This window comes from Mannheimia varigena, assembly GCF_013377235.1.
Taxonomy (GTDB): domain Bacteria; phylum Pseudomonadota; class Gammaproteobacteria; order Enterobacterales; family Pasteurellaceae; genus Mannheimia; species Mannheimia varigena.
Map to the genome: position 1 here is coordinate 689,908 of NZ_CP016226.1, position 16,358 is coordinate 706,265.

Annotated in this window: 17 protein-coding genes and 1 tRNA gene; 3 read left to right on the forward strand and 15 right to left on the reverse strand. The window is 37.9% G+C overall.

Annotation, left to right across the window (positions count from 1 at the left end; translation table 11 throughout):
* Positions 1 to 6: 6 nt before the first annotated feature.
* Positions 7 to 753, reverse strand: coding sequence for an ABC transporter permease (locus A6B40_RS03045; protein ID WP_176671526.1), 747 nt, complete (start codon positions 751 to 753; stop codon positions 7 to 9).
* Positions 754 to 883: 130 nt separating this feature from the next.
* Here A6B40_RS03045 and yfbV point away from each other — a divergent pair, with 130 nt between their 5' ends.
* Entirely contained in the window at positions 884 to 1,321 is a 438-nt protein-coding gene (gene yfbV / locus A6B40_RS03050; RefSeq protein ID WP_025217664.1) for a terminus macrodomain insulation protein YfbV, read from the forward strand.
* A 132-nt stretch (positions 1,322 to 1,453) separates the two neighbouring features.
* Here the strand turns inward: yfbV and A6B40_RS03055 are convergent.
* From A6B40_RS03055 to A6B40_RS03070, 4 genes are all read right to left on the reverse strand, one after another.
* Positions 1,454 to 1,529 (reverse strand) — tRNA-Asn (locus A6B40_RS03055).
* A 102-nt stretch (positions 1,530 to 1,631) separates the two neighbouring features.
* Positions 1,632 to 2,381 (reverse strand): molybdopterin-synthase adenylyltransferase MoeB, encoded by a 750-nt coding sequence (moeB, locus tag A6B40_RS03060; RefSeq protein WP_025217665.1) that lies wholly within the window; start codon positions 2,379 to 2,381, stop codon positions 1,632 to 1,634.
* A 13-nt stretch (positions 2,382 to 2,394) separates the two neighbouring features.
* Positions 2,395 to 3,624, reverse strand: coding sequence for a molybdopterin molybdotransferase MoeA (gene moeA / locus A6B40_RS03065; RefSeq protein ID WP_176671527.1), 1,230 nt, complete (start codon positions 3,622 to 3,624; stop codon positions 2,395 to 2,397).
* A 26-nt stretch (positions 3,625 to 3,650) separates the two neighbouring features.
* The gene (locus A6B40_RS03070; RefSeq protein ID WP_025247959.1) at positions 3,651 to 4,268 is read right to left on the reverse strand and encodes a MarC family protein; all 618 of its coding nucleotides are present in this window, start codon (positions 4,266 to 4,268) and stop codon (positions 3,651 to 3,653) included.
* A gap of 209 nt (positions 4,269 to 4,477) precedes the next feature.
* Here A6B40_RS03070 and A6B40_RS03075 point away from each other — a divergent pair, with 209 nt between their 5' ends.
* Positions 4,478 to 6,412, forward strand: coding sequence for an ABC transporter ATP-binding protein (locus A6B40_RS03075; RefSeq protein WP_176671528.1), 1,935 nt, complete (start codon positions 4,478 to 4,480; stop codon positions 6,410 to 6,412).
* A 115-nt stretch (positions 6,413 to 6,527) separates the two neighbouring features.
* Here A6B40_RS03075 and A6B40_RS03080 read toward each other — a convergent pair whose 3' ends face one another.
* The 4 genes from A6B40_RS03080 to A6B40_RS03095 form a co-directional block, all read right to left on the reverse strand.
* Complete coding sequence (locus A6B40_RS03080) at positions 6,528 to 7,568, reverse strand: reverse transcriptase domain-containing protein (RefSeq protein WP_176672311.1); 1,041 nt, start codon at positions 7,566 to 7,568, stop codon at positions 6,528 to 6,530.
* Positions 7,569 to 7,846: 278 nt separating this feature from the next.
* Complete coding sequence (locus tag A6B40_RS03085) at positions 7,847 to 9,079, reverse strand: phosphoribosyltransferase-like protein (protein WP_176671529.1); 1,233 nt, start codon at positions 9,077 to 9,079, stop codon at positions 7,847 to 7,849.
* 180 nt (positions 9,080 to 9,259) lie between these two features.
* On the reverse strand, positions 9,260 to 9,880 hold the full coding sequence (locus A6B40_RS03090) for a glutathione S-transferase (protein WP_176671530.1): 621 nt from the start codon (positions 9,878 to 9,880) through the stop codon (positions 9,260 to 9,262).
* A gap of 31 nt (positions 9,881 to 9,911) precedes the next feature.
* Positions 9,912 to 10,538 (reverse strand): TIGR01621 family pseudouridine synthase, encoded by a 627-nt coding sequence (locus A6B40_RS03095; RefSeq protein WP_176671531.1) that lies wholly within the window; start codon positions 10,536 to 10,538, stop codon positions 9,912 to 9,914.
* A gap of 47 nt (positions 10,539 to 10,585) precedes the next feature.
* Here A6B40_RS03095 and A6B40_RS03100 point away from each other — a divergent pair, with 47 nt between their 5' ends.
* Positions 10,586 to 11,245 (forward strand): histidine phosphatase family protein, encoded by a 660-nt coding sequence (locus tag A6B40_RS03100; RefSeq protein WP_176671532.1) that lies wholly within the window; start codon positions 10,586 to 10,588, stop codon positions 11,243 to 11,245.
* Between the two features lie 48 nt (positions 11,246 to 11,293).
* Here the strand turns inward: A6B40_RS03100 and A6B40_RS03105 are convergent, their stop codons facing one another.
* The 6 genes from A6B40_RS03105 to A6B40_RS03130 form a co-directional block, all read right to left on the reverse strand.
* Positions 11,294 to 12,343, reverse strand: coding sequence for a TIGR01620 family protein (locus tag A6B40_RS03105; protein WP_176671533.1), 1,050 nt, complete (start codon positions 12,341 to 12,343; stop codon positions 11,294 to 11,296).
* Positions 12,344 to 13,294 carry a tRNA dihydrouridine(16) synthase DusC gene (dusC, locus tag A6B40_RS03110; RefSeq protein WP_176671534.1) on the reverse strand — a complete coding sequence of 317 codons (951 nt, stop codon included), beginning with the start codon at positions 13,292 to 13,294 and terminating at the stop codon, positions 12,344 to 12,346.
* A gap of 78 nt (positions 13,295 to 13,372) precedes the next feature.
* Entirely contained in the window at positions 13,373 to 13,999 is a 627-nt protein-coding gene (locus A6B40_RS03115) for a DUF2238 domain-containing protein (RefSeq protein ID WP_176671535.1), read from the reverse strand.
* Entirely contained in the window at positions 13,999 to 14,871 is an 873-nt protein-coding gene (gene djlA / locus A6B40_RS03120) for a co-chaperone DjlA (RefSeq protein WP_176671536.1), read from the reverse strand. Before djlA ends, A6B40_RS03115 begins: the two co-directional genes overlap by 1 nt.
* A gap of 65 nt (positions 14,872 to 14,936) precedes the next feature.
* Positions 14,937 to 15,821: a DMT family transporter gene (locus A6B40_RS03125; RefSeq protein WP_025342392.1), complete on the reverse strand. Its 885-nt coding sequence runs from the start codon at positions 15,819 to 15,821 to the stop codon at positions 14,937 to 14,939.
* A gap of 61 nt (positions 15,822 to 15,882) precedes the next feature.
* Complete coding sequence (locus A6B40_RS03130) at positions 15,883 to 16,356, reverse strand: OmpA family protein (RefSeq protein WP_025217681.1); 474 nt, start codon at positions 16,354 to 16,356, stop codon at positions 15,883 to 15,885.
* Between the last annotated feature and the right edge of the window lie 2 nt (positions 16,357 to 16,358).

The following is a 16,358-nucleotide window of genomic DNA, read 5'->3' on the forward strand; positions in this document are numbered from 1 at the left end:
TCTCCATTAACTCGCTGACATTTGGCGATAAACTTGGTAAAAGCGGAAGCTAAAAATTGCCATAAATATATTAATTACCGCACTAAAAATAACAGTAATTACTGCACCTACAATATCATTGCCAAAAACCGTAAGTAATCGAGATAGCATACCCGGTAATAAATAAGAAATCACACAGAATAAAATTAACGGTAGCATTTTTCCACGTGATAATTGGAAGGTAAATTTAATACTTTCTGATAAAGTTTTCTGTGGTTTCTCCAATAAATAAGCATAAATCACAAGCGATAACTTAATGAAAAAATAAAAACCAATCGCTAACACAGGCAGAGCAATAATCACGGTTTCAGGTGATGCCATCGCAAAAGAAGCCCCGAGTGAAAGTGGCATTACCATAATAAACTGCAACATTAAAACAGGTAAAAAGTGTTTTAGTGCTCCACTTGCATTTTGGAAAAAGTGCTGGTAATTGCCATTATTAATAGATTGAATGTTTAAAATCATCAATACAGTTAAAAATAAATTAGCGATTCCTAATAAAACTGTTGGCATTAAAATAGATAATAATTTTGAGCTATCAATTTGAATTTGTTGTAGCCGCTGATCTGCTGCCATTTCCGGCGAAGCTGGCAATAATAAAATAAATGCTAGCTGCACTACCACAATAATCATTATCGCAAACAGCGTAAAAGATTGCTGATTACGCATAAAATTCCAACTTTGTTGGAATAAATCCACAAATTTAATTGGCATAAAATATCCTTCAAATAAGTTGTAAACATTTTGTTGTAAAGTATAGCAAGTGTTAGCCCAAACTGCATTAAGCTATTGTAGATTTTAGCAAGTTAGCTACAATAAAAGAAAAGATTGAAAGAGAAAAACTATGTTAAGCCTATTTGAAGCAGGGCAACGCTATTTAAACACCCTGCCTAATCAGAAAAAATTAGCGAATTTTATGCCTGATTATCACATCATTCGTTTAGTAAAATTTTCATCGAAAGTGATGCCTGCTTTTGCCTGTTTTGCATTAGTATGGCAATATTTTTTCGCCGACCCTACACAATCAATTTTAGCCAATTCGGTTTTAACCGCTATTTTTGCGATCTCCATTCCGTTTCAAGGGCTGTATTGGCTAGGCAAACGGGCAAGAACGCCGCTCTCATTATCACTGCTTCAATGGTATGAAACACTTAGACAAAAATTGATTACAGCCCAAGTAAAAATTGAAGATGAACAAACAGCACCTTCTTTCCAAGATTTTGCAAATTTACTGAAATTAGCAGAAGAAACGTGGGGAAATGAATATTTTGATGAGCTTTGAAAGCCCAAAAGAAAAAAAAGCTCCATTCAATAAATGAGTGGAGCAAAAACTTTTGTTCTAATTCTGGAGGTTTGAATTACTGTTTTATAAAAGGAGACAAATAAAACAAGAACAAAAGAAAATAAAAATCTTTGGCTCCTCCTGCGGGACTCGAACCTGCGACATATGGATTAACAGTCCACCGTTCTACCGACTGAACTAAGGAGGAATTAACAAGAGAATGATAGGCTAAAACGTTTTAGCCGTCAAACAAAACAATGAACCTTCGTTCATTATTTACATTTATTTACGCTTTCAGTATTGCTGATACTTAATTAGAGTTACAAACAGAGCAGTTTTCTTGCTTAGGCAGTGCCATTTCTCGTATTAAAAAATGTAAACTATCAATCATCAGCAATTTTCCTGATAATGTCTTACCAATATTCAACAAAACTTTTATCGCTTCTAGCGCTTGGAAGCTGCCAATTACCCCAACAATTGGAGCAATAACTCCCGCTTCTACACAACTTAATGTGCCATCACCAAATAAACTACTCAAACACTGATAGCAAGGCTCATTTTCTTGATAAGTAAATACACTAATTTGCCCTTCAAAACGAATTGCCGAGCCAGATACAAGCGGTCGTTTTTGTTTAAAACATTGCAAGTTCAGTTGATTACGAACAGTAACATTATCGGTACAATCTAGCACTAAATCTGTTTTAGCAATCAGCTCTGCCCAGTACTGATCACTACATTTTTGGTTAATGGCTTCAATCTGAATATTTGGATTAATCGCTGACAAACGCGCTTTCGCCGACTCCACTTTAGGCTGACCAACCGTTTCATCTGTATGCAAAATTTGACGTTGCAGATTAGAAAGCGAAACTGTATCGAAATCAACTAATGTTAAATGCCCAACACCCGCTGAAGCCAAATATTGTGAAGCCGCACAACCCAAACCTCCTAAGCCAACAATTAATACTCGGCTGGCTTTTAACTTTTCCTGCCCATCAAAATCAACGCTTTTCAGAATAATTTGGCGGTTATAACGAAGGGTTTCTTGATCAGTGAGTTCCATTACCTTCTCTCAACTAATAGAGTAACGAATTAAACGGTTGAATTGTTACCTTTTCTCCAACCTCTACATTGCCACGCTCTGCTTCAAGCACGATAAAGCAGTTACTTTCATTGAACGCACTAAAAATATGCGAGCCTTGTGTGCCAACAGGGCGAACTTCTAATTCGCCTTGTTCATTAGCGTAGTAATAGCCACGTTGGAAATCTTGGCGACCTACCGCTTTTTTCAATTTTTCCGCACTGCAAGCGGTTAAATTTTTCGTAAGATTTGCAATTTTATCTGCTGATAAGCCCGATAATTTTGCTAATGCAGGTTGCACTAATTGGTAGAAGGTTACTAATGCGGAAACCGGATTACCTGGCAAACCGAAAAACCACGCATTTTCTAATTTACCGAATGCAAATGGTTTACCTGGTTTCATTGCAATTTTCCAGAAACCGATTTCGCCTAATTTCTCTAATACCGCTTTGGTGAAATCCGCCTCGCCGACAGACACACCTCCACTCGTAATAATTACATCAGCTTTTTCTTGTGCCTCAATAAAGGCTTGTTCAAATAAGGCTTCATCATCAGGCAAAATGCCGTAATCTAAAACCTCGCAGTTGAGTTTTTCGAGCATTAAACGCACCGCAAAACGATTGGTATCGTAAATTTTCCCTTCATTTAAAGGCTCACCAACCGATGTTAATTCATCGCCAGTAGATAAAATCGCTACTTTTAATTTTGCAAAAACAGGCACAGAGGCAATGCCGAGTGAAGCTAACAATGGCAAACTTGCAACATTCAATAGCGAGCCTTTTTTCAATACTAATGCACCTTGTTTGACATCGTCACCAATACGGCGAATGTTACTACCTAATTTTGGAACATTGTTAAAAGTTACAGAACCATCTGCATTTAATTTAGTTTCCTCTTGCATTACAACGGCATCAACGCTCTTTGGCACTAAGGCTCCCGTCATAATACGCACACATTCGCCTGCTTGGAGTTCACCACTGAACGGATTACCTGCAAAGGCTTTGCCTGCTACCTTTAAGGTGAAATTTTTCTCTAAATCTGCAATACGTACTGCATAACCGTCCATTGCTGAATTATCAAAATTAGGCACATTAATAGGCGAGGAAATATCTTCCGCCAACACTCGGTTTGCACATTCATTTAATGGTAAATATTCAATCATTGTTGGAGCAGGCAAACGAGAAAGCATATTCTCTAATGCATCTGCAAGAGGTAAAAGAGCCATAAATTTATTCTATTCCTATTCAAAAATCAGCTAACTTGCACGAAGAAATCACGCACACCGATAAGCAAATTATTCACTGCAATTGCCGCTAAAATTAACCCCATTACACGGCTAATAATTGCTGCCCCTGCGTTACCAATTAAATGTTGAATTCTATTCGCGGCTAATAGTAATAAATAAGTGATAGCTAAAACTAACACCATGATACCAGCGGTAATAAATTGATCACTAATACTAAAACGATGATTATCGGTTAATAGCACAATCGCCATCATCGCCCCAGGAGAAGCAATAGAAGGAACAGCTAACGGATAAACTGCTAATTCATTTAAATTACTACTCATTCTGATTTCTTGATCCGGCTTGCTTTCACCAAAAATCATCGTTAAAGCAAATAATAAAAGCACTAAACCACCAGCAGCTTGGAAAGCTGGTAAAGGAATTTGCATAGACTCTAAAAGAATCTGTCCGCCAATGAGGAAAAAAACTAAAATCCCTGCAGCAATCAACACCGCATTTAACGCAATTTTGCGACGCGCCTCAATCGGCAATCCGATGGTTTTTGCCAAATAAACAGGAACAGATCCAACCGGGTCAATAACCGCCCAAAGAACCACAAATTGCACCGCTAATGAATCAAACATATTCTCTCCTGTTATATGAATTTTTAATTTCCCAAATATTACCATAAATTAATGGATTACAGGGCATCTTCCACTAGAATTTCTCAAATTAAGCGTAATTCAATATGACATGTTGAATTACACTTAATTTTCACCTCAAACAATTTTAATGGTATTGAAATTTACTATGCTAAAATACGCAAAATTTTAATAAAAACAGACCGCTTGCAATGATATTTTTTACAGATTTAATTTTAAAACGTGGGCATTCCGTCCTAATTGAGAACAGCTCTGCAACTATCCACACCGGGCAGAAGGTAGGTTTGGTGGGTAAAAACGGGTGTGGGAAATCCTCTCTTTTTGCCTTACTTAAAAATGAGCTACAGCCTGAAGGTGGCGAGGTTTCACTGCCAAAAAACTGGGCGATTTCGTGGGTAAACCAAGAAACACCAGCGTTGGAGATTTCCGCTTTGGATTATGTTATTCAAGGCGATCGTGAATACACCAAATTAATGGCAGAACTTGATGAGGCAAATGCTAAAAATGATGGCAATCGCATTGCGACCATTCACGCCCATCTCGACACCATTGATGCGTGGACGATTCAAGCTCGAGCTTCTACCCTGTTGAACGGTTTAGGCTTTAGCACCGAACAACTCCAACTGCCGGTGAAGTCTTTTTCGGGCGGTTGGCGTATGCGGTTGAACTTGGCTCAAGCCCTGATTTGCCGTTCTGATTTGTTATTCCTGGACGAACCGACCAACCACTTAGATTTAGATGCGGTGATTTGGCTGGAGCGTTGGCTTTCTAACTATCGTGGCACGCTGCTGCTGATTTCCCACGACCGTGATTTTCTTGATCCGATTATCGACCGTGTCATTCATATCGAACATCAAAAACTCAATGAATATACCGGCAATTACACCTCGTTTGAAATTCAGAGAGCGACCAAAATTTCGCAACAAAATGCTGCTTTCCAGCAACAGCAACGCAAAGTTGCCCATTTGCAGAGCTTTATTGATCGCTTCAAAGCCAAAGCTACCAAAGCGAAACAGGCTCAAAGCCGTATTAAAGCATTGGAGAAAATGGAGCTTATCGCACCGGCTTATGCGGATTCGCCGTTTGAATTTGAGTTCCGCCCACCGCTTGCCCTGCCTAGCCCATTGCTGATGATGGAAAAAGTGAGTGCCGGCTACGGTGAAAAAACCGTGTTGGAATCGGTGAAGCTCAATTTAGTGCCGGGTTCTCGCATTGGTTTACTTGGGCGAAATGGTGCAGGGAAATCCACACTAATTAAATTGCTGGCAGGTGAAATTCCACCTCAAAACGGTAATGTGCAACTGGCGAAAGGCGTGCAGTTGGGCTATTTCGCCCAGCACCAAGTCGATACGCTCCGCTTTGAAGAGAGCCCGCTTTGGCATTTGCAGAAAATCGCTCCTGAAAAAACCGAGCAGGAACTGCGAAATTATTTGGGCGGTTTTGATTTCAAAGGCGATAAAGTGGTGCAAGCGGTGCAATCCTTTTCGGGCGGTGAAAAAGCTCGTCTTGTGCTTGCCTTAATTGTGTGGCAACGCCCGAACTTGCTGTTGTTAGACGAACCAACTAACCACTTGGATTTGGATATGCGACAAGCCCTTGTCGATGCTCTGACTTATTACGAGGGCTCGCTTGTGGTAGTTTCGCACGACCGCCATTTGCTCCGCAGCACCGTGAACGAATTTTACTTGGTGCATAATCACAAAGTGGAAGAATTTAAAGGCGATTTAGACGATTATCAAAAATGGCTGAATGAGCAAAACGCCTTAGCGAATGAGCCGAAATCAGTGCTTGCAAAAAATTCAGAAAATGTGACCGCTTGTGAGCCAGCAGTCAACGAAAACAGTGCTGCCAACCGCAAAGAACAAAAACGCTTGGAGGCTGAACTCCGCCAACAAACTGCTCCGCTGCGGAAAAAAATCACCCAGTTGGAAAAAGATTTAGAAAAAGCCACGGAAAAACTGAATACACTTGAAGCAATGCTCGCCGAAAGCGAGATTTACGAAGCCGAAAATAAAGCCAAATTAACCGAAACCCTCGCCAAACAGCTCGAAGCCAAAAGGCAGGTGGAGGAGATTGAAATGCAATGGCTGGAAGCTCAGGAAGAGTTAGAGGGAATGTTAGGCTAAACGCTTATGCATTGAGATAAAGATTAATCAGTATGTTGTAGAAGAGCAAAGACTTGCTCTTCTACAGATTAATATAACAAATAAGTAACTCTCTTTTATTGTAATAATTCTAATCTTATATAAATAAACTTGGTAATAATTTATTTAGTCTATTTCTATATTTTATGCCTAATTCTCGATCAATATGTTCAGCATAAATGATAGTCCCTTCTAAAGGATGTAAAAAGCCTAAAGCATCTTTGAAACCATAGTGTTCTGTAGTAGCCTCCCACCCGAATTTATCAATAGCATATAAAAAAGTATCAATTTTTTTCTTCTTATCTTTAGGAAGCTTAGGTGTATCATTATTGACTATTAACCCTAATACTTGTTTTCTACTACCTTGTCTAGATATAGAAATTTTATCTTTATTAACAATAAAATTCTCGGTTCTTATTATTTCCATAATATGATGATTAATTTTTTTAATTTGTAATTTTGATAAATTCTCATTAGAACTAAAAGCAAGATCATCAGCATATCTTGTATAGATAAGATTATTATCTTCTGCTAAATTGCTAAGCTTTATATCTAATTGATTAGCTAGCAAATTACTGAGCATAGGGCTAGTTGGAGCTCCTTGAGGTAAAACACCTAATTCTATTTCTTTATTACCTAACTTATATTTTTTTATATATTTTTCATGCTCTTTTATTAGAATTATTGTACACAATTTAGCCATTTGAAACGATAATTTTTTTGTATATCCTAAATTCTTAAAGAGATGATATACAGATATCTCATTAATACAAAAGAAAAAATCTTTCAAATCATATTTAAATAAGATTTTTGCATTCGTATGTTGCTGAGCACATTTTAGAACCCCACCATTCTTATGGTAAGAAAGGCAAGAATGATGTATCTCCAGTCTAGATAAAATATATTTATTGATAAAATGTTGAACTTTTTTTAATTCACCATTTGGAGAATGGATAAACCTATAGCCTCCAGATCTTTTATTTATTCTAAATACTTTATAACAGCTTTTATTTCTAAATTGGTATATAACAGAATAAAGAAAGTCTTGACTTACATTGGTAATTTTTGAAAGGTGCTTTAGATTGAATATTATTGGCAGATTTTGCTTACGTAATTTTCTTGCATATTCAATCCATATATTTAGTTACTTACCAGAAAAATCTTCTTCTAATTTTTTATTAAGAGTATGGAGAGACCAATTTTCCATTTACCAACCTATCTATATAGATGACACATGGCGACAATAGGAGCCATGTGTGTAGTTCAATTTTAAGCGAGACCCCGAGCGTTGTTCGTAGAACATAAAATTGAACTACAAACAAGGAAGCTCAGCGCTAGCTTTATCAAAGAGCACTCCTCGGAGTACTCCCACACAGACAACTGTGTCATTACAGAGAAAAATCTTCCTGTAATTCGCTAAAAAGAAAAATTTTCACCATTTCTTTTCTTTGTAAAAAGAGGTAGTTTATGTCTCTCCATATTCTTAGGAGTATATATTTCAAAATTAAAATTGTCAATTTTGTCTGGAGTCACATTATGTTTGGTAAGATAGTTTTTACCTGACTCTGTTAATCTATAAAATTTTTTAATATTAGTTAAATCAATAAATTTTATTTTAATCAACCAATCGCATATAATTTTAATATACTCTTCAGAAACCCCTACACTAATAGAAATCTTACTTAATGTATTCTTCTTATTGTATATAAGATGCAAAACCCTTAGATGATCTTTAGGTATCTCAGAATAAGAATCAATATTTTCATTATTTAACATCTTTATCAATTCATTAGAAACTCTTCTATTCTCAAACAAAGGTTTCCATTTATTTCCCGCCTTATAATAAAAAATTCCAAAAACATTATTTGGTATACTATATTCAAAAATAACATCACCCGCACTTTCATCATACCCAAACCTATATTTTTTAGGTATTACAGTATATCTATCTAATAATTCCTTTATAATTTGATAATCTTCCCACCCCCTTTCACTTACAAAATATTCAAAGGAAACACATGATGGGCCTTTTTTAAATTTATTAGCTATAAATTTATTTGTTTTTATTTTATCTTTAGCTCTCTCTGAAATATAGAAACTTAATATTGTTATTTTGAAATAATTTAAAGACCAATAGCTTTTTATCGTTTTATTATCAAAAAACGCATTCAGATAATGATTTACTTGATCTCCAGAAATACTATTATCAACAACAAAAATTATATTCCTGACTTTATTTACGCTTAATTCTCTAGTGTCTGGACTCTCTAAAAATGGACTTTCATTTGATTTGCAAAGGTCATGAATGGCATTAATAACCAAATCTTCACTTCCTTTACCTTTAGATGATCTACCAACAATAGAAAAATTACCTTTATTATCAACCTCCCAAATTTTCTCACTCTCATTCGTAAGTTTTATGATAGGGTAAATTGGTAATTTAATTCTATCTTTTGAAATTTTTCTAACTAAATCAGTAAGAGATTGTTTAATAAAAATATTAAAATCACTAATCGTAAAAAATCGTAACTGTTTAAGGATTTTGATGGCAATTTCCTTATCCAATTTATCTTTATTAAATTGCTCTAACCAATTTTGTATTTCAGATGAATTTATAATGATATTATCTGTGAATTTTAGTTCTTTCATACTTAATTAATAGTATTTTTCATAAATATCTTCTTAAAGGAGTGATTAAAACTTTTTGGATTTTACAGTTGTTTTTTTGCACAATATGCTATTTTTATACCCACCTAAATTTAGGTAAATTAGCTGAACAAAAAGGCATTGAACCACAAACTCAATGCCTTTATTTTCAATGCAAAATCTCTACACTCTCGGCTTGGTTTCAGCCAAAATACTGTATTTATTATTCATTTCTTCCGCCCAAGCGGTTAAATTTGGGTGATTTTTTGCAAGATCATAGCCGATTTTTTCTAAGCGGAACGCCCACCAGTCAATTAATGCAACTGCGGTTAATGTGCCTAAATTAAGCTCTGTACCAAATTCTTGTATGGCTTCTTCTAAGTGTTGGAAAGTGCGGATATTTCTTTCCATTAATTGTTCGTGGCGACTTACCCACCATTCATTTTCGGGGCGAGCCATTTTTTCTTGGATAATGGTGTGCATTGTGTTTTCCATTATACCGTCTGTCAAATTGTGCAAAGCTAATACCGCCCAGCGTGGTTTGCCCTCTTTAGGCAAAAGTGGCGTATTATTACCTTTTTGATCGAGGTATTCGCTAATCAGCAAACTGCCGAACAGCCAGCGACCGCAGTTGCGTTGTAAGGCAGGAATGCGTCCTAGCGGATTGTCTTGGTTGTGTGGTGAGTTTGGATCCATTGCGGCGGTTACCCGCAACATTTCCACTTTGTCATCAAGCTGGTGATGTTTAATAACCGCAAGGGCTTTGCGAGCAAAAGGGCTTGTTGTTGAGTACCAAAGTTTCATACTGTTCTCCGTTTCTTTTTAGTAACATAAATTAGCAAATTTTTTGCCAAAAATGACCGCTTGTAGGCTCTGCTTGAACACAGATATGTTCCTTTTCGTATTCAAATTCAAGCTGGTAGGCGTGTAAATAAACCCTATCCGCCTCTGTGCCTGAATAAAATTTATCGCCTAAAATCGGGCTGCCTAAACTTTTCATTGCCACTCTTAGTTGGTGGGTTTTACCCGTTTTCGGTTGCAAAATAAAATGGCGAAGTGATGGCTCAAGCAAATTAGAGTTAAATTGTGTTACCGCTGGGTTCTCTTTACTGTGGCATAATTTCCAAGCTCCATTACGGCTTTTTTCCATATCACCCACAATTTTCCCCTGCTTTTTCTTCGGTTTTTTATCACTCAATGCCCAGTAAGTTTTCTGGATTTTATGCTGTTCAAACAGATGATAAAACGTTGCCGCAGCCTCTTTGTTTAATGCCAAAATCAACAATCCAGAGGTAATTTTATCAAGGCGATGAACTAGCCAAACTTGCTCAACATTCAGCTGACGAGCCACAATTTCCGTTAAGCCAATTTCTGCTTCGTCTTTATGCACGCTTAGACCATCAGGCTTGTTGATAATAATAAAATCGGGGTGCTGATAACAAATAGGCAATGTTAAGGTCATTTTGCTATAATCTCGTTTATTTTTATCTATTTTAACAAGGAATTACGATGGCTGTTACCATTTATTTAGTTCGACACGGCAGAACCGTTTGGAATATTGAAGGTAGATTGCAAGGCTCTGGCGACTCAGCCCTTGTGGAAGAAGGCATTATCGGGGCAAAGAAAACCGGCATTGCGTTAAAAGATGTGCCTTTTACCGCTGCTTATTCCAGTATGCAAAAACGGGCTCAAGATACCGCAAACTACATTTTAGCGGAAAATAAATTGAGTAATATCCCTCACTTTCATCATAAAGGGCTGAACGAATTTGATTTCGGTAGTTGGGAGGGAATGAAATCCCTTGATTTACAAGAGAATGAAGAATATTGGGTAATGAAACGCACGCCTGCTGAATATCTCGCTAAAGAAAATGGTAGTGAGCGTTTCGAGCAGCTTTATCAGCGTGTTACGCAGGTATTCAACCAAATTGCGGAGCTACATCAAAACGGCGGTAAGGTGCTAATTGTTTCACACGGTATGACCTTAACACTGCTTACTGCTGTGTTAAAAGAAATTGCTTGGCAAGATTTTCGTAATGAGGAAAAGCATCGTTTTATCATCAACACGGCTATTACTAAAGTGGAAGTGGATAATGGCAAAGTAACGGTGCTGGAATTTAATAATACCGACCATTTGGATAGTGTGCCAACAAGTCAATATAAACGATAATATTAAGGGCGGAATATTGTCCGCCCTCAGCTCAACAAGCCAACTAATTTAGTGTTCACTGAACACTTTTTCTTTTGTTTCCGTTTTAGCAAATACCGTATTTTTAACCGACGTTAATAACTCTTGGCGAATAGCGGAAATTCTTGGTCGCTCATTAACTTGAAAAGCAACCGGGCGGCAAAATTCCATTGCTTTAATGCCTAATCGTGCGGTCAGTAAGCCCACACCTATGCCTTGTGCGGCACGGAGTGACAATTTCGCCGTAAGGTTTTGCGAGAAGAAATCCATTCCCACATCAGTGGCCATTTCCGTTGCCCCGGCAAACACCATATTTTTTAACACCATTTTGAACAGTTTTAAGCGGCTGATGTACCCTAACTCCATTCCATAGGCTTTAGTAATTTTATTCACTAAGGCGATATTTCTTGCCGCCATTAACAGCACATCAACCACCGCCAATGGGCTAACTGCCATAATTACGGCATTTTCCGCCGCATTGCGAGAAATCATCTGCTTAACCTGTTTATCAATCGGCTTCAGTACATTTTCACTAAAAAGATATAATACCTCTTTGGCATTGTAAGCCTCGTTAAGCTGACTTTTCCAGCGTTGCTCTGCTTGAGCAACGGTTGGTAAATGATTGAGGTTATTTGCAACATCTTCACAAAATTTGACCGCTTGTTCGCCATCATTTGAGGGAAGTTGCTCTAATAAAAGCTGCTGGCTCATCTGTTGATTTTTCTGATGATTACGCAAATAAACCAATTTACGCCATTCAGAAACAATCACGCCCACACCAAGCAAACTGATAACAAAAAATACAATTGAGAAAGCAAAATAAATCCACTCTTTTTGTTGGAAAGTATCAATCAACCATTGAATGCTTTGAGCAATCACCGCTACGCCAAACAGGACAAGCGTAGCAAGCAGCACTCGAACCCAAAAGCGAGAAGGCTTGAGACTTTCTTCAATAATCAGCTCTGCCTCAACGGCTTTTGCCTCTTCTTCAATAATCGCATTTTCGATATCAAACTCTTGTTTAGGCTCAAAATGCTCGGTTGTTTTTAGCTCTTCTTCATTAAAAATTTGTTTACTCATTTAGCCCACCGCCTTTTCAATACGTGCTTTTAGACCATCATATCCGTGTTCCGTTTTCAAAATATCAAATAATTCTGCTGCTTGTGGATATTCTTTATCCAAATAACGCAGCCATTGCTTAATGCGAGCAACGTGGTAAAAGCCTGTGTCAAACTGATTTTCCATCTGTACATATTTAAACAGCAGTTGCAAAACCTCATTCCACGCCATTTTAGGCTGATTATATTTCACGACTTTACTCAAATTTGGCGTATTTAATGCACCTCTCCCAATCATTAAAGTATTGCAAGCGGTTATTTTTTGGCAATTTTTTGCAGATTCAAAATCCCAAATTTCGCCATTAGCGGTTACAGGGATAGTCAAACGCTGTTGAATTTCTCCAATCGCTTGCCAGTTGATACGTTCTGCTCGATAACCATCGGATTTTGTTCGCCCATGTACAGTAATTTCATTTGCTCCACCTTGCTGAGCCGCATCGGCAATTTCAAAGCATTGCTCGGCAGAATCCCAACCTAAACGCACTTTTACAGACACAATCTGTTCATTTGGCACAGCTTCCCGCATTGCTTTTGTCGCTCGGTAAATTAAATCGGGATCTTTGAGCAACGATGCTCCACCGTTACTTCCATTTACAGTTTTAGAAGGGCAACCGCAGTTGAGATCTACCCCGTGCGAGCCCAGCTCAATCGCAAGTGCCGCATTTTCAGCCAACCACTGGGGATGCTGACCTAAAATTTGCACTCGCACCGGCGTGCCAGAATCCGTTAATCCGCCTTGATGGAGCTCTGGTGCTAAACGATAAAAAGTTTTTTTCGGTAATTTTTGATCGACGACTCTCACAAATTCAGAAATACAGAGATCGTATTCATTAACAGAGGTTAAAAGGTTACGAACGAAGGGATCTAACACCCCTTGCATTGGAGCGAGAATGATTTTTGGAATTGAGTTCATTAGTTAAAGTAAAAATGACAAGCGGTTGAATTTTATAAAAATTTTACAAAAAAATGTGTAAATTCAACCGCTTAAAAATTAAAAATGTCTATCGTGAATACGCAAGTCAGGACGAGCAATCACATAAATGATCAGAGCGGTAATTGCTCCTAACGTATCTGCTAACATATCTTTTTGAGCATCCCAAATATCGCCCTGTGAGCCTAAAAATTCAATGCCTGCATTGCCACCTTCAATTACGGCATATTGCCACTCAATAATTTCATAGGCTGCCGCCACAGACATAATAAAAAATAGCGAGAAAAAGAGAGCAACACCAAAGGTACATCTACGCTTACGCAGTAACCATTCTGCCATTGGAAAGCTATAAAAACCGATAATGTAGTGTGCCACACGGTCAAAATGGTTACGATCTTCTCCTAAAATCGGCGTGAGAAATTGGTTCGCCCAATCAAACGGCACATTGGCGAAGGTATATTTCGCCCCGATTAAATGCATAATCAACCAAAGCGACATTAGAAAATACGCCAAGCCGCTAAACTGAAATTTCGGATAAGTGATAATCAGCAAGCCGAATACTACAAAAATAGGAGCAACTTCCGCATACCATACCGCTCTATCTGTTGGATTAAAACCAGACCAAACGGCAATAACGGTAATAACTATAGCTAAGAACAGCGGAATGATATGCGAACGTGAATCCATTATTTCCACCCTTTTACTTTACAGATTAAATCATAGGCAGATTGAATTTGCTGAGCTTTCTCTTTTGCCAGCTCCATCATTTCATCAGGCAAGCCTTTTGCTGCTAATTTATCGGGGTGATGTTCATTCATTAGCTTGCGATAAGCCCGTTTAACTGTGTTTTGATCGTCTTGTGCTGTTACACCTAATACGGTGTAAGCTGCCTCAATGCTTGGTCTTGCCGGCTGTTGATAACCATATCCACCACCTTGAGAACTGTAGTCACCTTGCGATTGCTGATGATAGCTTCCACCTTGTTGGTAATAACCACCGGTGCGGAATTGTTGAGCCGCCATAATCATCGCGATCATTTGCTCAAATTGGAAACGAGACATTCCCATTGTTTCAGCGATGGTAAAAAGAATTTGTTGCTCCTTTGCATCTAGCTCGCCATCTTGTAATGCGGCTTGCATTTGCACTTCAACAAAGAAACGCAGTAAATCGGTTCTTGCACCACAGGCTTCACGAAACTCTTGAATAACTTGACGCAATGGGAAATTAGGCTCTTTACCTAAAGTGAAAGCCTCTTGAGCCAATTGTTGAGCTGCACCATCTAATTTTAGGCGAACCATTAATGCACGGGCTAATTCAATATCAGCTTCGGTTACACGACCTTTCGCTTTCGCAATATGCCCTAAGACGGCAAAGGTAGTTTGAGTGAAAAGCGATTGGCGAGTAAGATTTTTACCAAACGTACTTGAGCGTACTGTGCCTAAGGCATAGAGTTTTTTATCTGCCAAGTGCCCAATAAATGCCCCTAATAGCCCCCCAAATAAGCCGTGAAAGATTTGGTAACCTAAAATAAAGCCAATTATTTTTCCAATAAATTGCATTTTTTATCCTTTTCGTAAACTGAATGGTGCTATTCTAACAAAATTTATAGCGAAGATTAATGATTTCACTTTGCTTGCTTTTTCGTTAAAACAAACATAAACCAACTTGCTATAAAAATAATGACATAACCTAGCCAGCTCCACGCATCAGGGTATTGCTCAAAAAGCAGGACTCCTAAAACCGCACTAAAGATTACTGATGCGTAGCTATAGATTGAGATATCTTTAGCAGCAGCGTATTTATACGCAGTAGTGACACAAAACTGCCCTATTGCTGAAGTGATACCCGCTAGAATTAAGTACACTAATTGCATAGAAGTTAGTGGTACATAATCAATGGCGACGAAAGGTAATAATATCAAGGTAGAGAATGCAGAAAAAAAGAAAACAATGGTATTTGGCGATTCTACTTTTTCTGTTTTTGAGAGCAATCTCAAACATAAGTAGGCAATCGCTGCAAAAACAGAGCCAATAATACCAATTAAATAAGGGATAAATCGAATATCAAAAGCAGGTTTAATAATAAAAAGTGCACCAATAAAGGCAACAATACATAAGATCCATTGTGCTATAGAGGCTTTTTCTTTCAGAAAGATAGCGGAAAGAATAATCAAAATAAAAGAGGTCAGCTTGCCAATCATATCTACATCACTTAATACAAGATGATCTATGATATAAACACCAACCAAAATGCCAATCAGCCCTGTAACTGAACGGTAAAGTAACAATAACCTATTTTCTTTATGGCCAAAGAATAATTGGCGATTTTTCCAAATAATATAGCCGCTTATTAATGCGGTAATAGCATTACGAAAAATGGCTTTTTCTGCAACAGGTAAATTGCCGGATAAGCGAAGGAATACTGCCATAGCAGCAAAACTTAATGCCGATAAAAGCACACAAAATATGGCTTTAAAAAGAGGAGATAGGGCATTCCAAAAATTCATAATAGAGACTTCATAAAAAGAAAGCCCTGATTTTTCAGGGCTTCATTTTAGAATTAACTAAGAATTAGTATTCTAATACTGCACGACGGTTTTTCGCGTAGTCAGCTTCAGTGTGACCTAACACAGCTGGTTTCTCTTCACCGTAAGAAACAGTTGAAGTGTTGTTAGCACCTTTAGCTGATAAGTAGCTTTTAACCGCATCTGCACGGCGTTGACCTAATGCGATGTTGTACTCTGGAGTACCACGCTCATCAGCATGACCTGCGATAGTTACATTACCTTGAGTTTGACCTAATAATTGAGCGTGAGCGTCTAATAATTGACGGTACTCACCTTCAACTGCATAGCTGTCAAAGCCGAAGTATACTGTGTTGTATTGTGCTTTTAATTGGTCAGCTGTTAAACCACCGAATTCGCCTGCTGCATTTGCTGCTGCGTTAGCTGATGCGTTAGCTGCTTTGTCATCTGACGAGCTGCTACATGCTGCTAATGCGAAAGCTGGTACTGCTACCATTAAAACTTTAGCAAATTTTTTCATTT